The organism is Klebsiella sp. ME-303, assembly GCF_007910085.1.
Taxonomy (GTDB): Bacteria; Pseudomonadota; Gammaproteobacteria; order Enterobacterales; family Enterobacteriaceae; genus Klebsiella; species Klebsiella michiganensis.
Window position 1 is genome coordinate 116,528 of the sequence record NZ_VOJB01000057.1, and the last position, 13,077, is coordinate 129,604.

The window sequence follows — 13,077 nt, forward strand, 5'->3', positions numbered from 1 at the left end:
ACGTTGCCGCAGGCAACGACCCGAAGGGCGAGGCGCAACGCGCCGAGTAATCCTTCCCCCACCACCATCACTTCTATGTCGTATTGAATTCACACTTCGCTCAGTGCCCCATATCCATCCCATGCGGGAAGGATGAGAAGCTTCGACTAAGGTTCGATTCGAGCGGAGCGAGAAAGCGTTGCCGCAGGCAACGACCCGAAGGGCGAGGCGCAACGCGCCGAGTAATCCTTCCCCCACCACCATCACTTCCCTGCAGTACCTCAGCAAAATCAAATTATCAAAACCGTCTTAGTTAGCTCTTTTATTTCTCCAGAACTGATTCTGTATTTCTGCCATATGTGCCCCGCCGGGAGCAGACCGCACAAATGAAAAACCCTGCCGCAGCAGGGTTTAGCTTTACTCGAAATAGAATTAGCGACGGGCGCGAACAATCTGGTATTTGCGCGTCAGGTACTCCACCGGCGCGCTCCAGATATGCACCAGACGGGAGAACGGGAACAGCACAAACAGCGTCATGCCCAGCACCAGGTGCACGCGGAAAATAAACGCCACGCCGTCCAGGTGCGAAGATGCTCCGCCGTGGAAGGTCACCACCGACTGCGCCCAGCCGACCAGCTTCATCATTTCGCTACCGTCCATATGCTGAGCGGAGAACGGAATAGTCAGCAGGCCCAGGGCGCACTGCACCATCAGCAGGGAGAGGATCAGAATATCCGCTCCGGTGGTGGTGGCGCGCACGCGCGGGCTCAGCAGACGACGTTTCAGCAGCAGCAGACCGCCCACCAGCGTCATCACGCCGCAGGCGCCGCCCGCAATCATCGCCATCTTCTGCTTCACGTCGACCGGCAGGAAGGATTCGTACATCCAGTGCGGCGTCAGCATACCGAGAAAGTGACCGGCAAAGATCCCCAGAATCCCGATATGAAACAGGTTCGAAGCCAGATTCATCCCTTTACGGTCCAGCATCTGGCTGGAGGCCGCACGCCAGGTATACTGCCCGTAGTCATAACGCAGCCAGCTTCCCACCAGGAACACCGTACCGGCGATATACGGATAGATGTCAAAGAAGAACATATTCAGGAAGTGCATTATTGCTGTCCTCCGTTAGAGATATTCAAATATTGCGGGGCAACGGCTCCGGCAAAACGACGCTGGTGAGCGGAGATCTCCGACTCGCCGCAGCCCTGATCGGCAAAGAATTTCACCTGTTCTTCTTCCCAGACGGCGTCCAGCGCCTGCGGCGTATCGTCGCGGGCTTCATCGGCGATTTTTTCCGCCACTTTCTGGCTATCGACCTGCGCGTTAGCCAGCTTGAGCAGCAGCTCAAACAGCGCCGCGTAGCCGCTCTCGCGCTGCTGCAGGCGAGCGCTGAGCAGGCCGAGAATCGGCGCGACGTCCTGCAATCCGCCGAGCGCTTCCGCTTCCGGCAGCTGCGCCAGATACTCCAGGTACAGCGGGAGATGATCCGGCAATTCGCGGCTATCCAGCTGCAGACCGTGGCGTTCATACTGCGCCATCAGGTCAACCATCGCCTGGCCGCGATCGCGGGATTCGCCGTGCACGTGCTCAAACAGCAGCAGCGAGGTCGCGCGGCCGCGATCGAACAGTTCGCTGTAGCGAGACTGCGCGTCCAGCACATCCTGAGCGGTCAGGTCACGCAGGAAAACGCTCAGCTTATGGGCATCCTCCGGCGCGAGCTTTTCCGAAGCGGCGATAGCGTCAAACAGCTCCTGCTGATGCTGCCATAAGGCAGCGTCAGGGTACTCGAGAAGGCGCGACACAATGACGAGTTCAATCATGGGTGCGGCTCCGTTTTGCTGGTGACGTCGATAGCATCGATACGGCGGCTGTTAAACAGATTGAACTGGCTGTCAGAACCGTGGCAGCCGTCGCCGAAGGTAAAGCCGCAACCGTTTTTCTCAGGGAAGGCGTCGCGGGCCTGCTCGCGGTGGCTGCTCGGCACCACGAAACGGTCTTCGTAGTTAGCAATAGCCAGATAGCGATACATCTCCTGCGCCTGCGCCTCAGTGAGGCCTACCTCTTCCAGCGCCCGGGTATCCAGTACGCCGTCGACGGTTTCCGCGCGTTTGAAGTGGCGCATCGCCAGCATGCGTTTCAGCGCCAGCAGTACCGGCTGGGTATCGCCCGCGGTCAGCAGGTTGGCCAGATACTGAACCGGGATACGCAGGCTTTCCACGTCCGGCAGAATACCGTTGCTGCCCAGTTCCCCTGCGTCGGCGGCCGACTGAATCGGCGACAGCGGCGGCACGTACCAGACCATCGGCAGGGTGCGATATTCCGGATGCAGCGGCAGCGCCAGCTTCCAGTCCATCGCCATTTTGTACACCGGCGACTGCTGGGCAGCGTCGATAACGCCCTGCGGCACGCCGTCTTTCAGCGCTTGCTCAATCACTTTCGGGTCGTTCGGGTTGAGGAATACGTCCAGCTGACGCTGATACAGGTCTTTCTCATTCTCCGTGCTGGCGGCATTTTCAATGGCGTCCGCGTCGTACAGCAGCACGCCGAGGTAGCGAATACGCCCCACGCAGGTTTCCGAGCAAACGGTCGGCATCCCGGATTCGATACGCGGGTAGCAGAAGATGCACTTCTCCGATTTCCCGCTCTTCCAGTTGAAGTAGATTTTCTTGTACGGACAGCCGGTGATGCACATACGCCAGCCGCGGCACTTGTCCTGGTCGATCAGTACGATGCCGTCTTCTTCACGTTTGTAGATGGCGCCGCTCGGGCAGGTCGCCACGCACGCCGGGTTCAGGCAGTGCTCGCACAGGCGCGGCAGATACATCATGAAGGTGTTTTCGAACTGGCCGTACATCGCCTTCTGCATGTTCTCAAAGTTCTGGTCTTTGGCGCGTTTCTCGAACTCGCCGCCCAGAATTTCTTCCCAGTTTGGACCGCTGGTGATTTTTTCCATCCGCTGGCCGGTGATCAGCGAGCGCGGGCGGGCGATCGGCTGGTGTTTGCTTTCCGGCGCGTTGTGCAGGTTCTGGTAGTCGTAGTCAAACGGCTCGTAGTAGTCGTCGATGCCCGGCAGATGCGGGTTAGCAAAGATTTTACCGAGCAGCATCGCGCGGTTGCCCATGCGCGGCTGTAGCTTGCCGTTGATCTTACGGATCCAGCCGCCCTTCCACTTCTCCTGATTCTCCCAGTCGTTCGGGAAACCGACGCCCGGCTTACTTTCAACGTTGTTGAACCACGCGTACTCCATACCCTCGCGGCTGGTCCAGACGTTTTTACAGGTGACCGAGCAGGTATGGCAGCCGATGCACTTATCGAGATTCAGCACCATGCCGACTTGTGAACGAATTTTCATTTTACGCTCTCCTGTACCTGGTCGTTACCTTCGCCATCTAACCAGTTAATATTCTTCATCTTACGTACCACCACGAACTCATCGCGGTTCGACCCTACCGTGCCGTAGTAGTTAAAGCCGTAGGCCAGCTGGGCATAGCCGCCGATCATATGGGTCGGCTTCGGCGTAATACGGGTCACGGAGTTGTGGATCCCGCCGCGCTGCTCGGTGATCTCGGAACCCGGCAGGTTTACGATACGCTCCTGGGCGTGGTACATCATGGTCATCCCGGCCGGCACGCGCTGGCTGACCACCGCGCGGGCGGTCAGCGCGCCGTTGCTGTTGAACACCTCGATCCAGTCGTTATCCTCAATCCCCAGATCTTTGGCGTCCGCTTCGCTCATCCACACAATCGGGCCGCCGCGCGACAGCGTCAGCATCAGCAGGTTGTCGCTGTAGGTGGAGTGGATACCCCACTTCTGGTGCGGCGTCAGGAAGTTCAACGCCTTCTCCGGGTTGCCGTTGGATTTCGCCCCCATCACCGTTTTCACCGAACGGGTATCAATTGGCGGACGATAGACCAGCAGGCTTTCGCCGAAATCGCGCATCCACTGGTGATCCTGATACAGCTGCTGGCGGCCGGAAAGCGTACGCCACGGGATCAGTTCGTGAACGTTGGTGTAGCCGGCGTTATAGGAAACGTGCTCATCTTCGAGTCCGGACCAGGTCGGGCTGGAGATAATTTTGCGCGGCTGGGCCTGAATATCGCGGAAGCGGATTTTTTCCTCTTCTTTATTCGTCGCCAGGTGCGTATGGTCGCGACCGGTAAATTCGCTGAGCGCCGCCCAGGCTTTCACCGCCACGTGGCCGTTGGTCTCCGGCGCCAGGGTCAGGATCATCTCTGCCGCATCAATCGCGGTGTTAAGCATCGGCTGGCCTTTCGCCGGGCCGTCCGCTTTGGTGTAGTTGAGCTTGCGCAGCAGATCCATTTCGCTCTGGGTATTCCAGGCGATGCCTTTACCGCCGTTGCCGATTTTCTCCATCAGCGGGCCGATAGAAGTGAAGCGTTCGTATGTCGCCGGATAATCGCGCTCGACGGTCAGAATATGCGGCGCGGTTTTCCCAGGAATCAGGTCACATTCGCCTTTTTTCCAGTCCTTAACGTCCAGCGGCTGCGCCAGTTCGGCGGCGGAGTCGTGCTGGATAGGCAGCGTCACCACGTCGGTCTCTTTGCCGAGGTGCCCCACGCAGACTTCAGAGAATTTCTTCGCGATATCTTTGTAGATATCCCAGTCGCTTTTCGATTCCCAGGCCGGGTCGACGGCGGCTGACAGCGGATGAATAAACGGATGCATATCCGAGGTATTCATGTCGTCTTTTTCATACCAGGTGGCGGTCGGCAGCACGATGTCGGAATAGAGGCAGGTGCTCGACAGACGGAAATCGAGTGTCACCACCAGATCCAGCTTGCCGTCGAGACCGTTGTCTTTCCACTCCACTTCTTCCGGCTTCACGCCGCCCTGCTTACCGAGATCTTTGCCCTGAATACCGTTTTCCGTACCCAGCAGGTACTTCAGCATGTACTCGTGGCCCTTACCGGAAGAGCCCAGCAGGTTAGAACGCCAGATAAACAGGTTGCGCGGATGGTTTTTACCGTTTTCCGGCTGCTCTGCGGCAAAGCGAATGGAACCCTCTTTCAGGGATTTGACGGTGTAATCGACCGGCGTCATGCCCGCTTTCTTCGCCTCTTCCGCGATGCGCAGCGGGTTGGTGCCCAACTGCGGCGCCGACGGCAGCCAGCCCATACGCTCGGCGCGCACGTTGAAATCAATCAGGTGGCCGCTGTAGCGGGATTTATCCGCTAACGGCGACAGCAGTTCCTGCGCGGTTACGGTTTCATAGCGCCACTGGCTGGAGTGGTTATAGAAGTACGACGTGCTGTTCATATGGCGCGCCGGACGCTGCCAGTCGAGAGCAAACGCCAGCGGCTGCCATCCGGTCTGCGGACGCAGTTTTTCCTGGCCGACATAGTGCGCCCAGCCGCCGCCGCTCTGACCGACGCAGCCGCAGAAGATCAGCATATTGATAAGACCGCGATAGTTCATATCGAGGTGGAACCAGTGGTTCAGACCGGCGCCGACAATGATCATCGAACGGCCGTGGGTCTTATCGGCGTTATCGGCAAACTCCCGCGCGGTACGGATAATGTGCGCCCGGGAAACGCCGGTGATTTTCTCCGCCCATGCCGGGGTATACGCTTTGACGTCGTCGTAGCTGCTGGCGCAGTTTTCATCGCCAAGACCGCGATCCAGACCGTAGTTCGCCATGGTCAGGTCGTAGACGGTGGTGACCAGCACGCTAGAGCCATCGGCCTTCTGCAGGCGTTTGACCGGCAGTTTGTGCAGCAGCACGTTTTCCAGCTCGACTTTATTAAAGTGCTCGGTGCCTTCGCCGCCAAAATACGGGAAGCCGACGTTGGCGATATCGTCGTGGCCGCCCAGCAGGCTCAGGCGCAGCTCAACGTCTTCACCGGTTTTGCCGTCGCGCTGTTCCAGATTCCACTTGCCTTTGTCGCCCCAGCGGAAGCCGATAGAGCCGTTCGGTACGGTGATTTCGCCCTTCTCATCAAAGGCGACGGTTTTCCATTCCGGATTCGTTTCCTGACCTAATGCGTCCACCAGATCAGCCGCGCGCAGCATGCGGCCCGCGGCGTAATAGCCATCGCGCTCTTCGAGCATCACCAGCATCGGCATGTCGGTGTAGCGGCGCACGTAATCGGTGAAATACTGGCTCGGTTTGTCGAGATGGAACTCGCGCAGCATGACGTGGCCCATCGCCAGCGCCATCGCCGCATCGGTACCCTGCTTCGGCGCCAGCCACAGATCGCAGAGCTTGGCGATTTCGGCGTAGTCGGGGGTGATGGCAACGGTTTTGGTACCTTTGTAGCGCACTTCGGTAAAGAAGTGGGCATCCGGGGTACGGGTCTGCGGTACGTTGGATCCCCAGGCGATAATATAGCTGGAGTTATACCAGTCGGCGGATTCCGGCACGTCGGTCTGCTCGCCCCAGGTCTGCGGTGACGCAGGCGGCAGGTCGCAGTACCAGTCGTAGAAGCTCAGGCAGGTGCCGCCGATCAGCGACAGATAGCGCGCGCCGGAGGCATAGGAGACCATCGACATCGCCGGAATAGGCGAGAAGCCCGCCACGCGGTCCGGGCCGTAGGTTTTGACGGTGTAGACGTTAGAGGCGGCAATCAGCTCGTTCACTTCCTGCCAGGACGAACGCACGAAACCGCCGCGGCCGCGCGCCTGCTTAAAGCTTTTCGCTTTGTCGGCGTCTTCAATAATAGAGGCCCAGGCATCCACCGGATCGCTGTGCTGAACTTTCGCTTCACGCCACATTTTCATCAGGCGTTTGCGCATCAGCGGATACTTCAGGCGGTTGGCGCTGTAAAGATACCAGGAGTAGCTGGCGCCGCGCGGGCAGCCGCGAGGCTCGTGGTTTGGCATATCCGGACGGGTGCGCGGATAGTCGGTCTGCTGGGTTTCCCAGGTGACCAGGCCATTTTTGACATAAATCTTCCAGCTGCACGAACCGGTGCAGTTGACACCGTGGGTGGAGCGCACAACTTTATCGTGCTGCCAACGTTGACGGTATCCATCCTCCCAGTCCCGGTTGGTTTTTAGAAGCTGGCCGTGCCCATCGGCAAAGGTTTCACCCTTCTGTTTGAAGTAGCGAAACCGGTCCAGGAATTTACTCATCGGGTCTCTCCTGTGTGGAGCCTGACGGCTCTCTGATAAATCGACATTGCTGGATTTGCAGCGAAGGTAACGCTATGAAAGAGGGAGAGAATTGATAACGATCAAGACGATATGGCTTATAAAAACGGGTTAACACAGTAATTACCACCAAAGTGGTATTTATTTCTATTTTTTATTTTATTGATTAACAAAGATATTTTTCATAAAAGCCTGCAGAAAATAAGGATTAGCGATTCGCCATGGTATTAAGGGGTAGATACCCCTTAAGTCATTTTTTCTGTGACTTCAGGCGGCTTTTAAAATTACCCCACACCATTAGTATGTTGTAACTAAGAAATAAATACTAAAAAGGGCGCAAATACCGTTGCGCCCTTTGCAGAAACTCAGAAAGAAATATTATTTCTGCTTGCGTCCGTAGACTGCCCAGGTAATCACCACGCAGGCGATATAGAACACCAGGAAGACCTTCATGGCGCCGGCCGGTGAGCCGGTTAAATCCAGCGAAATACCAAACGCTTTTGGAATAAAGAAGCCGCCAATCGCGCCAATCGCCGAAATAAAGCCCAGCGCCGCCGCCGTATCGGTCGCCGCTTCACGCATGGCCTGCGCTTCGCTGCCGCCCTGCGCCTTAACGCGATCCATGGTCATTTTGCGGAAGATAACCGAGATCATCTGGAAGGTAGACGCGCTGCCCAGACCGGCGGTCAGGAACAGCACCATAAATACCGCGAAGAAGGCAATAAAGTTGCCGCCCTCGCCGTGGGTCGGCAGCGTCAGGAACAGCAGGCCGCAGAAGATAGCCATAACCACGAAGTTCACCAGCGTCACGCGAGTCCCGCCGAGGCGGTCGGAGATCGCCCCGCCGGTCGAGCGCGCCAGGGCGCCGATAAACGGCCCGAAGAACGCATAGTGCAGAATCTGCACATCCGGAAACTGGGTCTTCGACAGCATGGCGAAGCCCGCCGAGAAGCCGATAAACGAGCCGAAGGTGGCAAGATAGAGCAGCGCCATAATCCACAGATGGGCGCGCTTCAGTACCGGTAGCTGCTCGCTCAGCGACGCCTTCGACGCCGACAGATCGTTCATAAAGAACCACGCCGCCAGGGTGAAGATAATCAGGAACGGCACCCAGATCCACGCCGCGTTTTCCAGATACAGCATGGAACCGTCCGGCTGCTCGCTGCCGGTACCGCCAAAGACGGCGAAGATCGACAGCGAAACCACCAGAGGGGCAACCAGCTGCATTACGCTGACGCCCATGTTCCCGAGGCCGCCGTTGATGCCCAGCGCGCCGCCCTGCTTCTGCTTCGGAAAGAAGAAGCTGATGTTAGCCATACTGGAAGCAAAGTTCGCCCCCGCAAAACCGCAGAGCAGAGAAATAATCACGAAAACGCTGAAGGGCGTAGAGGTATCCTGTACCGCGAAGCCTAACCAGACGCAGGGCACGATCATGATCCCGGTACTGAACGCGGTCCAGCGACGTCCGCCGAACAGCGGTACCATAAACGCGTAAGGCACGCGCAGCAGCGCGCCGGAGAGCGCCGGGAGCGCGGTCAGCATAAACAACTGGTCGGTGGTAAACTGAAAGCCGACTTTATTCAGGTTGACGGCAACGGCGCTGAACAACATCCAGACGCAGAATGCCAGCAAAAGACACGGAACGGAGATCCACAGATTGCGGCTGGCGACGCGATGACCGCGCTGCTGCCAGAATTCAGGATCTTCGGGACGCCAGTCGCTAATGACTGAACTGTTAGTCTTCTCCGGGATTGAAGAGTGACTCATAGACACCTCTAATAATTCATATTAACCCTGGCTACCTTATGGGTTACAGGCGGCGGTAAGTTGATATAAATCAAAGGAAAAGTTGGCGCTAATTTGGCTAAAAAAAACGCATCACCCGAAGTGAGTAGCTATTTCTGCGTAAAAAAGTGTGGTTTTTCACGTCAGTGCTGGCATTGCCCGAACGTCTGCCACCAATCCATCACACCCTGACAATTAAGGGGTAATCCTTTAGGGGTATGGGTATACTCCAGGGGATGTCCGAGAATAAGCGCCACTCCCGGATGATTTGCCGGTCAGGAGCCTCATACCCCATGTTGAAACGTCTTTTTACGCCGCTAACGCTGGTTAATCAACTCGCGTTAATCGTTCTGTTAGCCACGGTCATCGGCGTCGCCGGAATGGCGATCTCTTCTCGCCTGGTGCACGGCGTTCAGGGCAGCGCGCATGCGATTAACAAAGCCGGCTCGCTGCGCATGCAGAGCTACCGCCTGCTGGCGGCAGTACCGCTGGGCGAAAGCGATCAAAAGCTGCTCGATGAAATGACGGCAACCGTTTTTAGCCCGGAACTGCAGTACGCCGCTCGCCATGACGATCAGCAGCGCCAGCTTCAGGCGTTACAGCACTACTGGCAGCTGGAGCTGGCGCCGGGGATGCGCAGGGCGCAAAATCAGGCCTCGGTCGCGACGGATGTCGCCGGCTTTGTCGATCGCATCGACCAGCTGGTGACCGCTTTCGATCACACCACTGAGGAGCGGATTAAACACGTGGTCTGGATCCAGCGCATCATGGCCGTGGGGATGGCGCTGCTGCTGGTGTTTACCATCGTCTGGCTGCGCGCCCGCCTGCTACGCCCGTGGAAACAGCTGCTCGGCATGGCCCGAGCGGTGAGCCGTCGCGATTTTACCCAGCGCGCGCAGATTAGCGGACGCAACGAGATGGCGACGCTCGGTATGGCGCTGAACAATATGTCTGAAGAGCTGGCGGAGAGCTATTCGGTGCTTGAACGCCGGGTGCAGGAAAAAACCGCCGGTCTGGAGCAGAAAAACGAGATCCTCGCCTTCCTGTGGCAGGCCAACCGCCGACTGCACTCGAACGCGCCGCTCTGCGAGCGCATTTCGCCCGTTCTTAACGGGTTACAGGGGCTAACCCTGCTGCGCGATATTGAAGTTCGCGTTTACGATATGGAAGATGAAGACAACCATCAGGAGTTTTCCTGCCACTCCGATATTCAGTGCGACGACAGAGGCTGCTATCTGTGTCCGCGCGATCTGCCGCCGCTGCCGGATACCGGCACCACCTTAAAATGGCGGCTGTCGGATGCCCATAATCAGTACGGTATTTTGCTGGCCACCCTGCCCGCCGGGCGGCATCTGAGCCACGATCAGCAGCAGCTGGTGGATACGCTGGTTGAACAACTCACCGGCACCCTCGCCCTCGATCGCCATCAGGAGCGCCAGCAGCAGCTTATCGTGATGGAGGAGCGCGCCACTATCGCCCGCGAGCTCCACGACTCCATCGCCCAGTCGCTCTCCTGTATGAAAATGCAGGTTAGCTGCCTGCAGATGCAGGGCGACGATCTGCCGGAAGCGAGCCGCCAGCTGCTGGGGCAAATCCGTAATGAACTCAATACCTCCTGGGCCCAGCTGCGCGAACTGCTGACAACCTTCCGGCTACAGCTCACCGAACCGGGGCTGCGCCCGGCGCTGGAGGCCAGCTGCCGGGAATACAGCGCCCACTTCGGTTTCACGGTACGCCTGGATTATCAGCTGCCGCCGCGTTTTGTTCCATCGCATCAGGCCATTCATCTGCTGCAAATCGCCCGGGAAGCGCTCAGCAACGCGCTGAAGCACGCCAATGCCACCGACGTCAGCGTTACCGTGGCGTTGCGGGACAATCAGGTCCGGCTAACGGTGGCCGATAACGGTCGCGGCGTGCCGGACCATGCGGAGCGCAGCAACCACTACGGCTTGATTATCATGCGCGATCGCGCGCAGAGCCTGCGCGGGGACTGTCAGGTTCGGCGTCGGGAAACCGGCGGTACCGAAGTGGTGGTCACTTTTATCCCTGAAAAATCGTTTTCAATCCAATAAGGAGAACTTCATGAGTCAACAGGAACGGGCAACCATCCTTCTCATCGACGATCACCCGATGCTGCGCACCGGCGTCAAACAGCTGATCAGCATGGCCCCGGACATCCAGGTTATCGGCGAAGCCAGCAACGGCGAGCAAGGGATTGCGATGGCGGAATCATTAGATCCCGATTTGATTCTGCTGGATCTCAATATGCCGGGCATGAACGGTCTGGAAACCCTCGACAAGCTGCGCGAAAAGTCGCTTTCCGGCCGCGTGGTGGTATTTAGCGTTTCCAATCATGAAGAAGATGTGGTGACCGCCCTGAAACGCGGCGCCGACGGCTACCTGCTGAAGGATATGGAACCGGAAGATCTGCTGAAGGCGCTGCAGCAGGCCGCAGCAGGCGAAATGGTGCTCAGCGAAGCGTTAACCCCGGTGCTGGCTGCCAGCCTGCGCGCTAATCGCGCCACCTCGGACCGCGACATCAGCCAGCTAACCCCGCGCGAGCGCGATATTCTCAAGCTGATTGCCCAGGGCCTGCCGAACAAAATGATCGCCCGCCGTCTGGATATCACCGAAAGTACCGTCAAAGTCCACGTCAAGCATATGCTCAAGAAAATGAAGCTGAAATCGCGCGTGGAAGCGGCGGTTTGGGTCCATCAGGAGCGCGTATTTTAGGGCAGATGCTGCCACGACACGCCCTCGGCCGGTACCCGTACCAACGGCTCAGTCAGCGCCAGTGCGATCTCATTGGATGAGACGCGCTGACCCGTTTTATCCTCCACCACCAGCGAAAGATGCCAGCGGTTGCTCGCCCCGGCTTCGCTGCTCCAGCGCGGCATAATCACGGTCCAGCCGTCCGTACTGTTCGCCTCAATTGGCGATGTCAGGCTTAGCGCCTGGGTGTCCCCCTGCCAGCTCAGCGACTTAATGCCGTGCAGGCTGCGAATCTGCAGTTTCAGCTGCACCGTCTCCCCCGGCTGAAGATCCCAGGGCGGCGTCGCCAGATAAACCGACAGCGTTTTACGCTGGCGATATTCAACGACCGGCAGGTTATCCCGTTCCGGGCTGTCGTAGCGGCTGCCGCGAAGCGATCGGCTAACGGCGACTTCATCGGCCGCCAGCTGCTGCTTCAGCGGGACGCCGAAGCGATAGTTCAGCTTCAGCCCGACATCATTTTGGCTGACGCCGCTCTCGCCCTGCTTATGCTTCGCCGTGACCGTCACCAGCGGAACGGGAGTGTAATTCAGCCCCACCGACACCGCGACCGGGTTATGGTAGCCGGTACCCGAATGGAACAGATCGACGCTATCGCCAAAATACTGCTCCACGCTGACGCTGGTATTAATGTGCTGATAAAACGGCAGCCGCGCCTGGGCGGTCACATCGTAGCCGCTCGCCATACGCTGCTGCTGGGTCAGGCTACTCCCCTGCTGCCAGCCGCCGAGCGGCTGGTAGTAGTTCGCCGACAGGCGCAGCGACTCGCCCCAGGCTTCGGCCCCGACGCTGCCGCGCGCCATCCGATCGTCCAGGGCTTTATCGTAGAAAGAGTTGTAGCCCAGCAGCCAGGAGCCCATCCGCCAGCGCTGGCCGAGACCAATATTGCCGACCAGACCCGTATCCCGCTGGGTGACCGAGTACTGATTCCAGGTAAGGTAGTCGCCGTTATCCTGCAGAGGGACAAACCAGCTCCCTTTGCTGCCGGTAAAATTGCCCTCTTTATCCACCAGCAGATCGACGTTGGCGTTGCCCCACGGCGAAAGCCAGCTCTCCAGCTGGTGGCTGACCTCGTTCCCCAGTTTACCGATGGCAAATACTCGCGCCTGTTCGCTGGTTGTCAGCCCGTTATCGCTCATACTGGCTTCGCCAAATTTCTTCGCCATCTCGGCAAAGTGCTTTGCGTCGTCGTCGACCTGCGGCGCCAGGCCGAGGTCGGGTAAGCTCTCAGGCGCGCCGGAGAACGCCTGATTATCCTGCAGCGCGCGGGCGGGCGCGCCTGCCAGCAGCAGGAGAAGCGGTAAATACGGGGTTATGCGGAACGACAAAGAGCTCAAATCGGTTACGTCTACTCACGAAGTGGTGGCGGCAAAACCTAAGTTTATCGTTTTTTCCCCGCCCTCGCAGCCTCTCGCGCGATTCCAGGAATAT

8 protein-coding genes and 2 other RNA genes (1 of these 10 running past the window's edge) are annotated in these 13,077 nt (G+C 58.4%); 4 read left to right on the top strand and 6 right to left on the bottom strand.

Annotation, left to right across the window (positions count from 1 at the left end):
- Positions 1-67: non-coding RNA, RtT sRNA (locus FQK12_RS03995), on the top strand (it extends 124 nt beyond the left edge of the window).
- A 44-nt stretch (positions 68-111) separates the two neighbouring features.
- Positions 112-242, top strand: a non-coding RNA gene (locus FQK12_RS04000) — RtT sRNA.
- Positions 243-411: 169 nt separating this feature from the next.
- On the opposite strand, the gene narI is transcribed toward FQK12_RS04000, so the two are convergent.
- From narI to FQK12_RS04025, 5 genes are all read right to left on the bottom strand, one after another.
- Positions 412-1,089: a respiratory nitrate reductase subunit gamma gene (narI, locus tag FQK12_RS04005; RefSeq protein WP_014229742.1), complete on the bottom strand. Its 678-nt coding sequence runs from the start codon at positions 1,087-1,089 to the stop codon at positions 412-414.
- Positions 1,089-1,799 carry a nitrate reductase molybdenum cofactor assembly chaperone gene (gene narJ, locus FQK12_RS04010; RefSeq protein ID WP_014229743.1) on the bottom strand — a complete coding sequence of 237 codons (711 nt, stop codon included), beginning with the start codon at positions 1,797-1,799 and terminating at the stop codon, positions 1,089-1,091. Before narJ ends, narI begins: the two co-directional genes overlap by 1 nt.
- Positions 1,796-3,331: a nitrate reductase subunit beta gene (gene narH, locus FQK12_RS04015; RefSeq protein WP_014229744.1), complete on the bottom strand. Its 1,536-nt coding sequence runs from the start codon at positions 3,329-3,331 to the stop codon at positions 1,796-1,798. Before narH ends, narJ begins: the two co-directional genes overlap by 4 nt.
- Positions 3,328-7,071: a nitrate reductase subunit alpha gene (locus FQK12_RS04020; protein WP_014229745.1), complete on the bottom strand. Its 3,744-nt coding sequence runs from the start codon at positions 7,069-7,071 to the stop codon at positions 3,328-3,330. The genes narH and FQK12_RS04020 overlap by 4 nt, the downstream gene beginning before the upstream one ends.
- A 396-nt stretch (positions 7,072-7,467) precedes the next feature.
- On the bottom strand, positions 7,468-8,856 hold the full coding sequence (locus FQK12_RS04025; protein WP_014229746.1) for a NarK family nitrate/nitrite MFS transporter: 1,389 nt from the start codon (positions 8,854-8,856) through the stop codon (positions 7,468-7,470).
- A gap of 311 nt (positions 8,857-9,167) precedes the next feature.
- Here FQK12_RS04025 and narX point away from each other — a divergent pair, with 311 nt between their 5' ends.
- Both narX and narL read left to right on the top strand, forming a co-directional pair.
- Entirely contained in the window at positions 9,168-10,946 is a 1,779-nt protein-coding gene (narX, locus tag FQK12_RS04030; protein ID WP_014229747.1) for a nitrate/nitrite two-component system sensor histidine kinase NarX, read from the top strand.
- A 10-nt stretch (positions 10,947-10,956) separates the two neighbouring features.
- Positions 10,957-11,607 (top strand): two-component system response regulator NarL, encoded by a 651-nt coding sequence (gene narL, locus FQK12_RS04035; protein ID WP_004103129.1) that lies wholly within the window; start codon positions 10,957-10,959, stop codon positions 11,605-11,607.
- Here the strand turns inward: narL and FQK12_RS04040 are convergent.
- Entirely contained in the window at positions 11,604-12,983 is a 1,380-nt protein-coding gene (locus tag FQK12_RS04040; protein WP_014838758.1) for a YchO/YchP family invasin, read from the bottom strand. The two genes, narL and FQK12_RS04040, sit on opposite strands and share 4 nt — an antisense overlap.
- Positions 12,984-13,077 lie beyond the last annotated feature (94 nt).